The sequence below is a fragment of the Ruegeria sp. BHSC223 genome, from assembly GCF_059613025.1.
The window spans coordinates 248,257-262,975 of the sequence record NZ_JBXWRR010000003.1 but is presented as its reverse complement, the minus strand read 5'-3'; the positions used below and the strand labels follow the sequence as shown (position 1 = coordinate 262,975).

The 14,719-nt window shown below is 63.1% G+C and carries 15 protein-coding genes; 10 read left to right on the top strand and 5 right to left on the bottom strand.

Annotation, left to right across the window (positions count from 1 at the left end; all coding sequences use genetic code 11):
* Nucleotides 1-37 precede the first annotated feature (37 nt).
* The 5 genes from AC2FNY_RS09000 to AC2FNY_RS08980 all read left to right on the top strand — a co-directional run bounded on the left by AC2FNY_RS09000 (nt 38) and on the right by AC2FNY_RS08980 (nt 4,052).
* Nucleotides 38-949 (top strand): DMT family transporter, encoded by a 912-nt coding sequence (locus AC2FNY_RS09000; RefSeq protein WP_496802246.1) that lies wholly within the window; start codon nt 38-40, stop codon nt 947-949.
* A 35-nt stretch (nt 950-984) separates the two neighbouring features.
* A complete protein-coding gene (locus tag AC2FNY_RS08995) occupies nt 985-1,398 on the top strand; it encodes a DUF1036 domain-containing protein (RefSeq protein ID WP_234137571.1) in 414 nt (137 codons plus the stop codon).
* Nucleotides 1,399-1,458: 60 nt separating this feature from the next.
* Nucleotides 1,459-2,031 (top strand): choline-binding transcriptional repressor BetI, encoded by a 573-nt coding sequence (gene betI, locus AC2FNY_RS08990; RefSeq protein WP_234167095.1) that lies wholly within the window; start codon nt 1,459-1,461, stop codon nt 2,029-2,031.
* Entirely contained in the window at nt 2,028-3,536 is a 1,509-nt protein-coding gene (gene betC / locus AC2FNY_RS08985) for a choline-sulfatase (protein ID WP_496802230.1), read from the top strand. Before betI (AC2FNY_RS08990) ends, betC begins: the two co-directional genes overlap by 4 nt.
* Nucleotides 3,537-3,692: 156 nt before the next feature.
* Nucleotides 3,693-4,052, top strand: a complete 360-nt coding sequence (locus AC2FNY_RS08980; protein WP_234137574.1) for a nuclear transport factor 2 family protein — start codon at nt 3,693-3,695, stop codon at nt 4,050-4,052.
* A 21-nt stretch (nt 4,053-4,073) separates the two neighbouring features.
* Here the strand turns inward: AC2FNY_RS08980 and AC2FNY_RS08975 are convergent, their stop codons facing one another.
* A complete protein-coding gene (locus tag AC2FNY_RS08975) occupies nt 4,074-4,880 on the bottom strand; it encodes an isocitrate lyase/PEP mutase family protein (protein WP_496802229.1) in 807 nt (268 codons plus the stop codon).
* Nucleotides 4,881-4,970: 90 nt separating this feature from the next.
* On the bottom strand, nt 4,971-5,552 hold the full coding sequence (betI, locus tag AC2FNY_RS08970; RefSeq protein ID WP_234143254.1) for a choline-binding transcriptional repressor BetI: 582 nt from the start codon (nt 5,550-5,552) through the stop codon (nt 4,971-4,973).
* 165 nt (nt 5,553-5,717) lie between these two features.
* Between betI (AC2FNY_RS08970) and AC2FNY_RS08965 the strand changes: the two genes are divergently transcribed.
* From AC2FNY_RS08965 to AC2FNY_RS08955, 3 genes are all read left to right on the top strand, one after another.
* On the top strand, nt 5,718-6,920 hold the full coding sequence (locus tag AC2FNY_RS08965; protein WP_496802228.1) for a BCCT family transporter: 1,203 nt from the start codon (nt 5,718-5,720) through the stop codon (nt 6,918-6,920).
* An 82-nt stretch (nt 6,921-7,002) separates the two neighbouring features.
* Nucleotides 7,003-8,661 (top strand): choline dehydrogenase, encoded by a 1,659-nt coding sequence (gene betA, locus AC2FNY_RS08960; RefSeq protein WP_496802227.1) that lies wholly within the window; start codon nt 7,003-7,005, stop codon nt 8,659-8,661.
* 121 nt (nt 8,662-8,782) lie between these two features.
* Nucleotides 8,783-9,022 (top strand): HP1242/YdcH family protein, encoded by a 240-nt coding sequence (locus tag AC2FNY_RS08955; protein WP_234137578.1) that lies wholly within the window; start codon nt 8,783-8,785, stop codon nt 9,020-9,022.
* Between the two features lie 72 nt (nt 9,023-9,094).
* Here AC2FNY_RS08955 and AC2FNY_RS08950 read toward each other — a convergent pair whose 3' ends face one another.
* Both AC2FNY_RS08950 and AC2FNY_RS08945 read right to left on the bottom strand, forming a co-directional pair.
* Nucleotides 9,095-10,492, bottom strand: a complete 1,398-nt coding sequence (locus AC2FNY_RS08950; RefSeq protein ID WP_496802226.1) for a helix-turn-helix domain-containing protein — start codon at nt 10,490-10,492, stop codon at nt 9,095-9,097.
* Nucleotides 10,493-10,558: 66 nt separating this feature from the next.
* Nucleotides 10,559-10,846 carry a YciI family protein gene (locus tag AC2FNY_RS08945; protein ID WP_234137580.1) on the bottom strand — a complete coding sequence of 96 codons (288 nt, stop codon included), beginning with the start codon at nt 10,844-10,846 and terminating at the stop codon, nt 10,559-10,561.
* A gap of 96 nt (nt 10,847-10,942) precedes the next feature.
* Here AC2FNY_RS08945 and AC2FNY_RS08940 point away from each other — a divergent pair, with 96 nt between their 5' ends.
* Complete coding sequence (locus tag AC2FNY_RS08940; RefSeq protein WP_496802225.1) at nt 10,943-11,845, top strand: LysR family transcriptional regulator; 903 nt, start codon at nt 10,943-10,945, stop codon at nt 11,843-11,845.
* Here the strand turns inward: AC2FNY_RS08940 and AC2FNY_RS08935 are convergent.
* Nucleotides 11,789-12,994, bottom strand: a complete 1,206-nt coding sequence (locus AC2FNY_RS08935; protein WP_496802224.1) for a multidrug effflux MFS transporter — start codon at nt 12,992-12,994, stop codon at nt 11,789-11,791. The two genes, AC2FNY_RS08940 and AC2FNY_RS08935, sit on opposite strands and share 57 nt — an antisense overlap.
* Before the next feature lie 182 nt (nt 12,995-13,176).
* Between AC2FNY_RS08935 and AC2FNY_RS08930 the strand changes: the two genes are divergently transcribed.
* A complete protein-coding gene (locus AC2FNY_RS08930; protein ID WP_234137583.1) occupies nt 13,177-14,709 on the top strand; it encodes an acyl-CoA carboxylase subunit beta in 1,533 nt (510 codons plus the stop codon).
* Nucleotides 14,710-14,719: the final 10 nt, after the last annotated feature.

The following is a 14,719-nucleotide window of genomic DNA, read 5'->3' as shown; positions in this document are numbered from 1 at the left end:
GGTTGCCCCGGCGCCGGAATGGGTGTTCAACCCTGATATGCCTCTGCCCGAGACCCCAGACTCCCGCCCGCTGGCCGGCATCCTCTGGATGCTTGCGGCGGGCCTGTCCTTTGTGGTGATGACCGCGCTGGTCAAGTCGATGGGGCAGGGCATGCACCCGATCCAGTCGGCCTTTCTGCGCTATCTGCTGGGCATCGTCTTTGTGCTGCCTGCGCTGCGCAGCCTGCGGTCGGCGCGGCTGACCCGGCGGCACTGGACCATGTTCGGCCTGCGCGGGGCCATCCATGCGGTGGGGGTGATGCTGTGGTTCTTTGCCATGACCCGCATCCCGCTGGCCGAGGTCACCGCGATGAACTATCTCACCCCGGTCTATGTCAGCCTCGGCGCCGCCCTGTTCCTGGGCGAGACGCTGGCGGCACGCCGGATCACCGCCATCTTCGTGGCGCTGATCGGCGCCGCGATCATCCTGCGCCCCGGCTTTCGCGAGATCTCGCCCGGTCATCTGGCGATGCTCGGGACCACGCTGACGCTGGGCGGCTCTTATCTGCTGGCCAAGGCGGCGGTCGAGGATCTCAGCCCCGCCGTGGTGGTGGCGCATCTGTCGATCTGGGTCACGGTGGCGATGATCCCCTTTGCGGTGGCGGTTTGGCAGACCCCCAGCTGGCAACAGCTGGGGGTTCTGTTCGCCATCGCCAGTTTCGCCACTGCCGGGCATTACTTCATGACGCTGGCGCTCAAGGCGGCACCGGTGGCGGTGACCCAGCCGGTCACCTTCCTGCAACTGATCTGGGCCACCTTGCTTGGCGCGCTGGTCTTTGGCGAGGGGGTCGATATCTGGGTGGTTGCGGGCGGCACTTTGATCCTCGCCTCGGTCAGTTTCATCACCTGGCGCGAGGCGGTGCTGAAGCGGCGCCCGATCACCCCGCCCAGCATTGCACCGAAGCTGTGACCCGTTTGAAGGGGCGCGCATCAAAGGGAAATCGCATGAGAGGCGCTGCGGCCATAATCTGTCTTTTGTTCGCGCCCGGTGTGGTGCAGGCCGGGTTCCAGATCTGCAACGATACGCCGGTTACGCAATCTGTTGCGCTCGCCTTTCGTGGTCCCGGGGACTGGATCAGCCAGGGTTGGTATGTGTTCGCACCGGATCAATGCCAGACCGTGCTGGAGGGTGATCTGACCAATCGCTATTATTACGTGACTGCGCTGGCCGAGGGGTGGGCGTTTGACCACCATGACATCGCCTTTTGCGTCAAGCAGGGTGTCTTTGACATTGTCGGCGCCGAAAACTGTCGGGAACGCGACCTTGTCACCAACTTGTTTCGCGAGGTTGATACCGGCCCCACGGCGACCGGTTTCCGGTTGGACCTGTCACCTCTGGTTCGACCTGCCGATGATTGATTGACGCGTCAATAAATATTCCCTAGCGTTTTTTTAAACCAATGGCGCTGGGGAGAGGGCATGCCGAAAATCGGAATGGAACCGATCAGGCGCGATGCGATCGTCAAGGCGACGATAGCAGAACTGGGCGTGCAGAAAAGCCTCGATGTCACCGTCAGCCAGATCGCCCGCCGGGCGGGCATGTCGAGCGCGCTGGCGCATCACTATTTCGGTGGCAAGGACCAGATCTTTCTGGCCGCCATGCGTCATATCCTGACCGAGTTCGGCGACGAGGCGCGGGCCGAGATGAAGGCCAGCACGCCAGCCGACCGACCGCAAGCCATTGTGCGGGCCTGTTTCGCGCATTCCTGTTTCACCCCGGATGTGATCGCGGCATGGATGACCTTCTACGTGTTGTCGCAGACCAATGACGACGCGCTGCGCCTGTGGCGCATCTATCAGGCGCGGCTGTATTCCAACCTGGTTCATGCCCTGCGTCCGGTGGTGCGCAATCCGGGCGAGGTGGCCAGTGATATCCGGGCGCTGATCGACGGGCTCTACATCCAGGCGGCGTTGGGCGCACCCGGAGAACCCGATTTGGCCTGCGCCCATGCTTTGCGTGTTCTTGATACCCTGATCGAGGCTGGTAGATGACCCAACCCAATATCCTGATCCTGATGGTGGATCAGCTCAACGGTACCCTCTTTCCCGATGGTCCCGCCGACTGGCTGCATGCGCCCAACCTGAAACGGCTGGCGGCGCGCTCGACCCGGTTTGCCAATGCCTATACCGCCAGCCCGCTCTGCGCGCCGGGGCGGGCCAGTTTCATGTCCGGCCAGTTGCCGTCGCGCACCGGGGTCTATGACAACGCCGCCGAGTTCCGCAGCGATATCCCGACCTATGCCCATCACCTGCGCCGCGCGGGCTATTACACCTGCCTGTCGGGCAAGATGCATTTCGTCGGCCCCGACCAGTTGCACGGGTTCGAGGAGCGGCTGACCACCGATATCTATCCGGCCGATTTCGGCTGGACGCCCGACTATCGCAAACCGGGCGAGCGCATCGACTGGTGGTATCACAACATGGGGTCCGTGACTGGGGCAGGCGTGGCCGAGATCACCAACCAGATGGAATATGACGACGAGGTCGCCCATCACGCCAAGGCCAAGCTTTACGATCTGGCGCGCGGCAAGGATGGCCGCCCCTGGTGCGTCACCGTCAGCTTCACCCATCCGCATGACCCCTATGTGGCGCGGCGCAAATACTGGGACCTCTACGAGGATTGCGAGCACCTGCTGCCAGAGGTGGGCGATCTGGGCTACGACAAACACGACCCGCACGCCAAGCGCATCTTCGATGCCAATGACTGGCGCAATTTCGACATCACCGAGGACGACATCCGCAAGTCGCGCCGTGCCTATTTCGCCAATATCTCCTATCTGGACGACAAGGTGGGAGAGATCCTCGAGGTGCTGGACACCACCCGGCAAGAGGCGATCATCCTCTTTGTTTCCGATCACGGCGACATGCTGGGTGAGCGCGGGCTGTGGTTCAAGATGAACTTCTACGAAGGCTCCGCCCGGGTGCCGCTGATGGTGGCCGCACCGGGCATGGCCCCGGGCCGCATCGACACGCCGGTTTCGACCATCGACGTGACGCCTACGCTGGGCGAACTGGCGGGTGTCGACATGGCCGAAATCGCGCCCTGGACTGATGGCACAAGCTTGGTGCCACTGGCAAACGGCACCGAGCGCACCGCGCCGGTGCTGATGGAATACGCCGCCGAGGCATCCTATGCGCCGCTCGTTTCGATGCGCTATGGCAAGTGGAAGTACAACCGCTGCGCGCTCGACCCCGACCAGCTTTTCGATCTGGACGCCGATCCGCATGAGATGACCAACCTCGCCGACCACCCCGATCATCAGGGCACGGTACAGAGCCTGCGCGCCAAGTCGCAGGCCCGTTGGGATCTTGACCGTTTCGATGCCGAAGTGCGCGCCAGCCAGGCCCGCCGCTGGGTGGTTTACGAGGCGCTGCGCCAGGGCGGCTATTATCCCTGGGATTACCAGCCGCTGCAAAAAGCCTCGGAACGCTACATGCGTAACCACATGAACCTTGATAATCTGGAGGAAAGCCAGAGGTTCCCGAGGGGGGAGTAGCTGTTTCCCCTGATGGTACTCTGGCAGCGACGGAAATGATCGTGACCCCCATTTTTCCACGCCGTGACAGGCGATTTTCCAGCGCTCAAGCCGTTCGCTTCGCACATTCAAATCAGGTTATGATCGGGTAAACTCCTGTTCCAAAAGAGGGGGATCATGACCACATCAGAACACATCGCCGCGTTGACCGCGCTTGTCGAAACCTACGTGGTGGCGATGACCCGGGGCGACCGGCCCACGCTGGAGCGGATATTCTTCGACCGGGCCAGCGAGGTGGGCCATTACGAAGGGGAGCTGCTCTGGAATTCTCGCGACGCGTTCATCGCCATGTGCGAGGACGCGGCCGATGCGGAAACCGATCCGTTCTGGGCGATCAATTCTGTTTCGGTGCAGGGGGACATCGCGCAGGTCCATGTCGAAAACGATTGGGCCGGCATGCGCTTTGACGATTTCCTCACGCTGCTGTTGCACGAGGGCAGTTGGCGCATCGTGTCGAAGGTCTATCGTATCCGCTGAATGTCCGCCGCTCCGGCGGTCTTACCCGTTCAGCAAAGCTTCGACCTCGACCACGCTCGCCGCACCCTTCAGCACGGTGAAATCGCCGCGTTCCAGCATGGCGCGGGTGCCGTCCAGCAGGATCTGTTGCGTCACCCGGGCCAAACCGCCACCGATCGAGATCCGGGAAACCCCCAGCGCGCCCATCTGCTCGGCGGTCAGATCCCGCATTTCCCCCGCCGCCAGCAGGTTGACCGGCGTTCCGGTATCGGCCAGCGCCCGGGTGGTATCTGCATCGACAAGCGGGGCATAGATCACGTCCGCGCCCGCCTGGGCAAAAGCGATGCAGCGGCGCAGGGCCTCGGCCTGATCATAGCTCTGCATCAGCCAGCCATCGGCGCGCGCCGTCAGAACGATATCCACCTCGCGGGCGGCAGCCACCGCCGCCTCGATCCGGGCCAGGGCCAGATCGAAGGAATAAGACCCCTTGGACGGCATCATGGTATCCTCGATCGAAACCCCGGCCAAACCCGCCTCCGCCGCCAGGCGCACCGTCTCGGCCACGGTGTCGGGGCTGTCGCCAAACCCGTTCTCGAAATCGCCGTTCACCGGCACATCGACAGCGGCGCAGATATCCGCCGCGTGCCGCAGCGCGATCTCGCGCGTGATCTGCCCGCCATCCGCAAGACCCAGGGTAAACCCATGTCCGGACGAGGTCGTCGCCAGCGCCCGCGCGCCCAAACCGGCCATGACCTTGGCCGACCCGATATCCCACGGGTTCGGCATCACCAGAGGATCACCCGGAACGTGCAGGTCCCGAAAACGCTTGGTCAATTCATCGCGGCGCATGATGGCACTCCTCATTGATCTGGCGGCACGATGAGCATATCGGCCTCGGGCGCGAAAGAAACGGCAATCCTGAGATGACGCGCGCGCCTGTCACCGCCGGTCCAGTAACAACTCCGTCAGGGCCCGCGCATCGGCCCGAGCCGATGCCGCATCGGGGATCGTGTCGCCCTGCGCCGCTTCGATCCAGATGCCGTCCATATAGGCCTGTATCGTCGTCTGCACCCTGTTCAGACCCTGTTCCGGCACCAGTTGCCGCAGTTCCCGGCGGATGTTGCTTGCCACCCGCGCCCGGTTGATCCTGTGCAGCCGCGACAGGCTGTTGGTATAGGGCGCATTGGCCCAGAACTGCACCCAGACCGAACATTGCGCGGGCGTGAACAGCGTATCGTCGAAATTGGCCTCGACAATCGCAAGCAGCCGCTGGCGCGGTGTCCTTGCCTCGGCCAGTCGGGTCAGCAATGCCGTGTGCAGGATCGACAGCAGACGGCGCATGGTCTCTTCCATCAGCCGGTCCTTGGACCCGAAGTAATAGTTGATCGACGCCGCCGAGGCCCCGGCCTCGCCCGCGATCTCGGCCATGGTGACCGAGCCGAATCCCCTTTGATGCAACGACCGGATCGCGGCGGCGACCAGCTCGTCATTGCGGATATCCCGAATGCGTTTGCGTCTCATGCGGCCATATTGGCCAATCGGTCAAACTGTTCAAGTTTAAAGGATTATCGAAAAACTTGTATGGTGATACAAGTTTTGGTTCTTTTGATCAGGTTATTGTGCTAATTTCCCGCATCATTCGACCCGGCCCCGAGGAGAGGGCGGGCGTGACCCCAGGGAGGAACCATGATCCTGAATTCGATCTTGAGCTTCGGGCTGCTGCTGACATTTGGTCTGGTGGCCTTTTGCGTCATCAAATGGCGCGATGTGGACTGTATCGGCCCGACGCCGGTGCATCTGTTCACCTTTATCGCGATCCTGTTCACCTCCGGTCTGGATGTCGGGCTGATCATGTTCCCGCTGGCCGAGTTCGGCGGCTATGCAGACGAGCCCGCCTATGCCTTTGCCAACCCGCTGGCGATCGAGTTCGGGTTCTGGGGCTTTCTGATCTGGGCGTTCTACTTCCTGACTGCCTTCTATTTCTGCGTGATCGAGCCGCGCGTCGGATTTTTCGAGATCCCGCTGGTCAAGCTGATCAACAACATCGTCATCATCGGCACCTGTGCCTTTACCGCCAGCCTGTTCCTGATCTATCTGCCCGGCTACATTCCCGAGATCGGCGATGGCGAGACGGTGGTGCCCGCCTTCTACGTCATTGTGTTCCTGACCATTCTGGCGGCGGCCTATTCCTCGACCGATCTGAAATATGTGCGCGTGCTGTCGGTCGGTTCGACCTTTCTGTTCCTGGCGCTGATCCTGGGCATGTGGGCCAGCGCGGGCATGGGCCTGGGCGGTGTCGGCCAGAACCTTGGGCTTTTGGGTGCCTATTTCGGCAACCTGCAGGAATTCGTGTTGCCGCTGACCGATTACCACGCCTTCTACCTGTTCTGGTGGTTCGCCTGGTCGATCATGATCGGTCAGTTCACCTCGCGCTTTGTCGGCGGGCTGAAGACCTGGCAATTGCTGATCGCGCTTTTGGTGTTCCCCTCGATCCCCTTGGCGATCTGGTTCTCGGTTCTCTATTTCTATCACGAGAACGGGATCAGCACCGCCGGGCTGACCAATGTGGCGATGATCGTGGTGGGCATCACCTTTGTCATCAACTCGCTCGACTCGCTGATCCGGCTTTACACCGACAACCTGTCGATCACGGTCGAGCGTCTGGGCCGCCCGGTCTATATCGCGGGCAATGTCGGCGTGCTGTTCGCGCTGACCCTGCTGTTCCAGAGCCAGTGGCTCCAGATCCAGTGGGTCGGCTCGATCGTGATCGGCCTGTACCTGGCCTGCGTCCTGTTCATCGCGCTGCGTCACCGCAGCACGGTGATGGCGATCAGGACATCCCCCGAAGACCGCGCGCTCGATTTCCACAAGGTCGAGAGCGTGCACTGACACAACCGGACCCGGCCCCTGTTGGCCGGGTTCCCCCTTTGGCGTGCGCAAGGCGACGCCGGCAGCAAGGAAAGACAGACGGATGGAAGCGGATTTTGTCATCGTGGGGGCCGGCAGCGCGGGCTGCGCCATGGCCTACAGGCTCAGCGGGGCGGGGGCCTCGGTTCTGGTGATCGAACATGGCGGCACCGATGCGGGGCCGTTCATCCAGATGCCGGCGGCGCTCAGCTATCCGATGAACATGTCGCGCTATGACTGGGGTTACCTGTCCGAGCCCGAGCCGCATCTGAACAATCGCCGCCTGGTCTGCCCGCGCGGCAAGGTGATCGGCGGGTCGTCCTCGATCAACGGCATGGTCTATGTGCGCGGCCATGCGATGGATTTCGACACCTGGGCCGAGATGGGCGCCGACGGCTGGGCCTATGCCGATGTGCTGCCCTATTACAAGCGGATGGAGACCTGGCACGATGGCGGCCATGGCGGCGATGCCACCTGGCGCGGTACCGACGGGCCGCTGCATGTCACCCGCGGCCCGCGTACCAACCCGCTGTTCAAGGCCTTTGTCGAGGCCGGGCGGCAGGCCGGGTACGAGGTCACCGGCGACTATAACGGCGAAAAGCAGGAGGGCTTTGGCCCGATGGAGCAGACCGTCTGGAAGGGGCGGCGCTGGTCGGCGGCCAATGCCTATCTGAAACCGGCGCTCAAGCGCGAGAATTGCGACGTGGTGCGCGGCCTGGCCGCCCGCGTGGTGATGGACGCGGGCCGCGCCACCGGGGTCGAGATCATCCGGGGCGGCAAGGCCGAGGTGATCCGCGCCCGTCGCGAGGTGATCATCGCGGCCTCGTCGATCAACTCGCCGAAACTGCTGATGCTGTCGGGCATCGGTCCGGCGGCGCATCTGGCCGAACATGGCATCGCGGTTGTGGCCGACCGCCCCGGCGTGGGGGGCAACTTGCAGGACCATCTGGAGCTATACATCCAGCAGGCCGCGATCCAGCCGGTGACGCTCTACAAGTACTGGAACCTGTTGGGCAAGGCGGCGATCGGCGCGCAATGGCTGTTCACCAAGACCGGGCTTGGCGCCTCGAACCAGTTCGAAAGCGCGGCCTTCATCCGCTCGCAACCCGGCGTGCCCTATCCGGATATCCAGTACCATTTCCTGCCCATCGCCGTGCGCTATGACGGTCAGGCCGCGGCCGAGGGCCATGGCTTCCAGGCACATGTGGGGCCGATGCGCTCGCCCTCGCGCGGGGCGGTCACCCTGCGCTCGGACCGGCCCGAGGACGCGCCGGTGATCCGCTTCAACTACATGAGCCATGAAAAGGACTGGGCCGATTTCCGCACCTGTATCCGGCTGACGCGCGAGATCTTTGGTCAGGACGCGTTCAAACCCTATGCCGGCAAAGAGATCCAGCCGGGTGCGGCGGTGCAGAGCGACGACGAACTCAACGCGTTCATCGCCGAACATGCCGAAAGCGCCTATCACCCCTGCGGCACCTGCCGCATGGGTCGGGCGGATGATCCGAACGCCGTGGTCGACGGGCAGGGTCGGGTGATCGGTGTCGAGGGCCTGCGCGTGGCCGACAGCTCGATTTTCCCGCAAATCACCAATGGCAATCTCAACGCGCCTTCGATCATGGTGGGCGAGAAGATGTCGGACCATATCCTGGGCCGCGACCCGCTGCCGCGCGCCAATGACATCCCCTGGATCAACCCGCGCTGGGAGGCCTCGCAACGGTAAGGCAGGGGCAGAGATTTTTCGTCGAAAAATCTCGCCTGCCGTACCCGATTTGATCCCTGTCAATGTCGGCCTTGTGGAGGGCGTCTAGCCTCTGGGCTGACATTGAAAAAGGAGCGAACGGATGTCCCATACCCCGCATGAACTGGCCGAGGAATTTCCCGAAAAGGTCGATCTGATGAGCCAGCTCAAGCAGACGGATGCGCATTTTTCCAAACTGGCGGACGAGTATCACGAGATCAACCGGGCTGTGCACCGGGCCGAAACCAACGTGGAACCCATGGAGGAACTGGCCGAGGTCGAGCTGCGCAAGAAGCGCGCGGCGCTGAAGGATGAGATCTGGGGCATCCTGTCCAAGGCCTGATCCGAAGGGACGGGGGCTCTGCCCCCGTCGCCTGTCGGCGACTCCCCCGGAGTATTTTCAGCGAAATGAAGATCAGTTGACCTCGTAGGGCAGGGTGCCGCGATGGTCGCTGTCGATGGTCAGGCGCCGCTCGAGCGGCGGGACCGAGCGCTGGTGGCAGGTCTTGCGCTCGCAGATGCGGCAGGAAATGCCGATCGGCTCATAGGCGCTGGCGTTGCTGACATCGAGATTATCGGCATAGACCAGTTGATCGGCATGGCGCACCTCGCAGCCGAGCCCGATCGCATAGCGTCGCACTGGTGCCCCGAAGGAGCCGCCGGTCTTGGACACGTCACGCGCCAGCGAGATATAGCGCACGCCATCGGGCGTTTCCGCCAGTTGTCGCAAGAAATGGCCGGGGGTTTCGAACGCGCGATGCACGTTCCAGAGCGGGCAGGCGCCGCCGAAGCGTGCGAATTGCAGCCGCGTGGCCGAGTGGCGCTTGGTGATGGTGCCGGCCTGATCGACCCGGACAAAGAAGAAGGGGATGCCCTTGGCGCCCGGCCGTTGCAGGGTAGAGAGACGGTGCGCCACCTGCTCGATCGAGGCGCCGAAGCGGGTGCTGAGCCGTTCCAGATCATGACGGGTCTGTTGGGCAGCCTCCAGAAAGGTGCCATAGGGCATCAGCGCCGCACCGGCGAAGTAATTGGCCAACCCGATCTTTGCAATGGCGCGTGCCTCGTCACTATGGAAACGGGCGAAATCGAGCGTTGCCTCGAGCAGCGAGTTCTGGCTGAGCAGCGCCACCTGCAAGAGCAGTTGAAACACCTGGGTCTGTGGCGCGCTGCGGGTGGACAGCCGCAGCAGGCGGGTTGCGGGGTCATATTGGCGCAACGCCTCGATATCGGTCAGCTCGACCGTGATGCCGCGATCGGCCAGTGCGGCCAGCGCCGCGCCGCGCACCCCGTCGGTCTGGGCCCGGGCCGCGAACCGCTCTGCCGCGTGATCGACCGCGTCGATATAGTTGTCGCAATAATGGAAGAAGTCGCGCACCTCCTCCCACGGGCTGGCTTGGATGCGGGCATCCTCGCGTCCCAGCGCCTCGTCCAGCGAGGCCAGTCGCTCATGTGTCTGCCGGTAGGTGCGGTGCAGCTCGATAAAGGCGCGCGCCAGTGCCGGTGCGTTCGACGCGGTCAGGCGCAGATCGGCGAGCGGCGGCATCGCGTCGGCGAAAATCGGGTCAGCCAGCGCCTCGCGCATGTCGCTGACCAGCCGCTCGCTGTCGCCGGTGCTGAGCTCGGTCACGTCCAGACCAAATTCCTGCGCCAGTGCCAGCACCACCGAGGTCGACACCGGGCGGTTGTTGTTTTCCATCTGGTTCAGATAGGGCAGCGACACGCCCAGCTTGGCGGCAAAATCCTTTTGCGTCAGCGACAGGCGGTTGCGGATCTCGCGCAGCTTGGCGCCGGCATAGAGTTTCTGGGTGGCCATCGGATGCCGTCTCTTTGCAAATTTACCTTGATGCAAGGTTACGTTTGCAAAGCGCGCGCGGCAAGCTCAGACCGGCTGGCCGTTGCGAAAGACTTGCCGCCATTCCAGAATGTCCACGCTCTGGCGCAAGCCCGTGGGCCAGAACGGGTCTTTCTCGACCAGGGTTTGGACATCGGCGCGGGTCGCGGCCTCGATCAACCACATGCCGCCGCGTCCCTGGGGCCCGTCGAACAGCGGTCCGGCGCCAAGAATGGCTGCCCCGTGAGAGGCAAGAAACGCAAGGTGTTCGGCCATGTGTCTTTGGCGCAGATGTTCCTTGCCGGGACTATCCTGAAACGTGACACGGTAGAGCATGATCTGTCCTTTCGGTGCTAAGGTGAACAGGATGACATGCTGCAAATTAGCTGCGCAGAGTGGAAATTTGCAGTTAGGAGATGCAAGGTTGCAGTCATGAACTGGGATGACATGCGGTTTCTGCTGGCGGTTGCGCAAGCGGGCAGCCTCAAAGGGGCGGCCCGCTCACTTGGCGTGGACAAGACCACCGTGTCGCGGCGCCTGCGTGCGCTCGAGACGGCGTTGGGGCGCCAGGTGGTCGAGGTGGGCGGGCAGGGCTTGGGTCTTACCGAATTCGGGCGCCGTCTGTACCGCCATGCCGAGGTCATGCAGGGCGAAATGCAGGAGGTCGACACCCTGGCCGGGGCCAGTGGCGATGGTACGTCTGGAACGGTGCGCCTGACAGCGGTGCCCATGGTGATCAACCATATCCTTGTGCCTGCGCTTTGCGACCTGCGCGCGGCGGCTCCGGGACTGCGGCTGGAACTGATTGCCGAGGCCCGCGATCTGAGCCTGTTGCGCGGCGAGGCCGATATCGCCCTGCGCCTGGCGCGCCCGACAGAGGGCGGGCAGGGCGTGTTGGCGCGCAAGCTGGGAGATCTGGACTATGCTGCCTTTGCTGCGCGCGATGCCGCAAGGGATCTGCCCTGGATCGGCTATGAAACACGTATGCAATACCTGCCTCAGGCGGCGGCCCTCACACGGGCGGCAGAGATCGAAGGTGCGGCCCAGGTCTCGGTCAATGACGCCGAAACCCTGTTCCGGCTTGTCTGCTCCGGCCACGGGAAAACGCTCTTGCCCCGGATCATTGGCGGCGCCGAGCCGCGCCTGGTCGAGTTGCCGTTTCGGCATGGAGCGCTGCCCAGGCGCGAACTCTGGTTGATGCTGCGTCGCGAACTGCGTGACCTGAAGCGCGTTCGCCTGGTCGCGGATTGGGTCGAAGGCGTTCTGTCCGCGCGAATGTCACAGGCCCAGCCGGCGTGCTCTCCAGATCACGGCGAGGATGGCGACAACCCCTAGCAGGGCGGTGCCCAGCATCAGCCAGAGCAGCGGCAGCGCGCCGGATTCGGGCGTCAGCAAGGCGCCGGCCCAGGCGCTCAGCGCGGCGCCGCCGCCCAGCATGATGGCGCCATTCAGCCCCGAGGCGCTGCCTGCCAGATGCGGACGCACCGACAGAGCGCCGGCGGTGGCGTTGGGGATCGACATGCCGTTGCCGAGCCCGACCAGCGTCATCAGTCCAAAAAAGCTGTATTCAGACCCATATCCGGAGAGCATGGTTGCCAGCGACAGGGTTATGCCAAGCGCGTTCATCAGGCAGCCCCACAATACCATCCGGTCGACGCCGAACCTTACCGAATAAGCGCCACTGACAAAGTTGCCGGCAAAGTACCCCAGCGCAGGGGCCCCGAAGAAAAGACCCATGCGCGCGGGCTCCATCCCGAAAACTTCGGTGCTGACAAAGGGTGCACCGCCCAGATAGGCAAAGAAGGCCCCCGAGGACAGGCCGCAGGCCAGCGAATAGCCCCAGAACCGGGGAGAGGTCAGCAGGGCGGGATACTCGCGGAACTGCTGGATCAGGGTCTTGCCGCTTTTCAGCGCGGTTTCCCCGAAATCGACATAGGTGAGAATGAGCGCCGCCACCCCCAGCGCGAAGAGGATCCAGAAATTGGCCTGCCAGCCGAAATACTGGTCCAGCACGCCGCCCAGCGCGGGGCCGATCATTGGCACCACCGCCATGCCCATGGTGACCCAGCCCAGCATCGAGGCGGCCTTGTCCTGTTCGTACATGTCGCGCACCGCTGCGCGACTGAGCACGATGGCCACCGCGATCACCGCCTGGCACATGCGGAAGAATAGAAAAATCTCGACCGTGGGCGCATAGATGCAGCCGAGCGTGACGATCAGGAACAGGACCAGCCCCCACAGGATGACCGGGCGCCGCCCGGCCTTGTCCGCCAGCGGTCCGATCACCACCTGCATTGCCGCGTTCACCGCCAGGTAGAGCGCGACCGAAAGCTGCATCAGCCGGTAATCGGTCTGGAAATACTCGGTCATGTTGGGAAGGCTGGGCAGAAAGATGTTCATGCCCAGGGCGGAAAGGCCCGACAACAGGATCAGAGTGGCAAGCGCAGGTGGGCTGCGCTGCAAGGAGGCGGGCGGGGTCTGCATGGTTTCGATCTAGGCGCGCTCGGCGGGCAAGTCCATCTTTGGCCGTGGGTTAAGGTGTTAATTAGCAACTTTGCGTTTTGCTTTGGTGGAGTTGCCAATCATTTGCAAATTTGCCGAATTCCCCTTTGGCGCTTGCGGCATTGTCTTTATGGTCCGTTCAAATTTCAAAGGGGACAATCGCCATGAAAGACATCCTTTCCGAGCTGGAAACCCGCCGCGAGGCCGCGCGGCTGGGGGGCGGGCAAAAGCGGATCGACGCCCAGCATGCCCGGGGCAAGCTGACAGCGCGCGAGCGGATCGAGCTGTTGCTGGATGAGGACAGTTTCGAAGAATTCGACATGTTCGTCAGCCATCGCTGTACCGATTTCGGGATGGAAAAACAAAAGCCTGCGGGTGATGGCGTGGTCACCGGCTGGGGCACGATCAATGGCCGCATGGTATATGTGTTCAGCCAGGATTTCACCGTCTTTGGCGGCTCGCTGTCGGAAACCCATGCCCAGAAGATCTGCAAGATCATGGATATGGCGGTGCAGAACGGCGCCCCGGTGATCGGTATCAACGATTCGGGCGGCGCGCGCATCCAGGAGGGCGTCGCCAGCCTTGCGGGCTATGCCGAGGTGTTCCAGCGCAACATCATGGCGAGCGGAGTGGTGCCCCAGATCAGCGTGATCATGGGCCCCTGCGCCGGCGGCGCGGTCTATTCGCCCGCGATGACCGACTTCATCTTCATGGTCAAGGACACGTCCTATATGTTCGTGACCGGTCCCGACGTGGTGAAAACCGTCACCAACGAGGTGGTGACAGCCGAGGAACTCGGCGGGGCCTCGACCCATACCCGCAAGTCCTCGGTCGCCGACGGCGCCTTTGAAAACGATGTCGAGGCGCTGGCCGAGGTCCGCCGCCTGGTCGATTTCCTGCCGCTCAACAACCGTGAAAAGCCGCCCGTGCGGCCGTTCTTTGACGAGCCGGGCCGGATCGAGGCCAGCCTCGACACGCTGGTGCCGGAAAACGCCAACACCCCCTATGACATGAAAGAGCTGATCAACAAGATCGCGGACGAGGGCGATTTCTATGAAATCCAGGAGGATTTCGCCAAGAACATCATCACCGGTTTCATCCGGCTCGAAGGGCAGACCGTGGGTGTCGTGGCCAACCAGCCGATGATCCTGGCGGGCTGTCTGGACATCGACAGCAGCCGCAAGGCGGCGCGCTTCGTGCGCTTCTGCGACTGTTTCGAAATCCCGATCCTGACGCTGGTCGACGTGCCGGGCTTTCTGCCGGGGACCAGCCAGGAATATGGCGGCGTCATCAAGCACGGCGCCAAGCTGCTGTTCGCCTATGGTGAGGCCACGGTGCCAAAGGTCACCGTGATCACCCGCAAGGCCTATGGCGGCGCCTATGACGTGATGGCATCCAAGCATCTGCGCGGTGATTTCAACTATGCCTGGCCCACCGCCGAGATCGCGGTGATGGGCGCCAAGGGCGCGACCGAGATCATCCACCGCGCCGATCTGGGCGATGCGGACAAGATCGCGGCCCATACCAAGGATTACGAGGACCGGTTCGCCAATCCGTTTGTCGCCGCCGAACGCGGCTTCATCGACGAGGTGATCCAGCCGCGCAGCACCCGCAAGCGCGTCAGCCGCGCCTTTGCCTCGCTGCGGGGCAAGTCGCTCAAGAACCCGTGGAAGAAGCACGACAACATTCCGCTCTAGGAGGTCAATG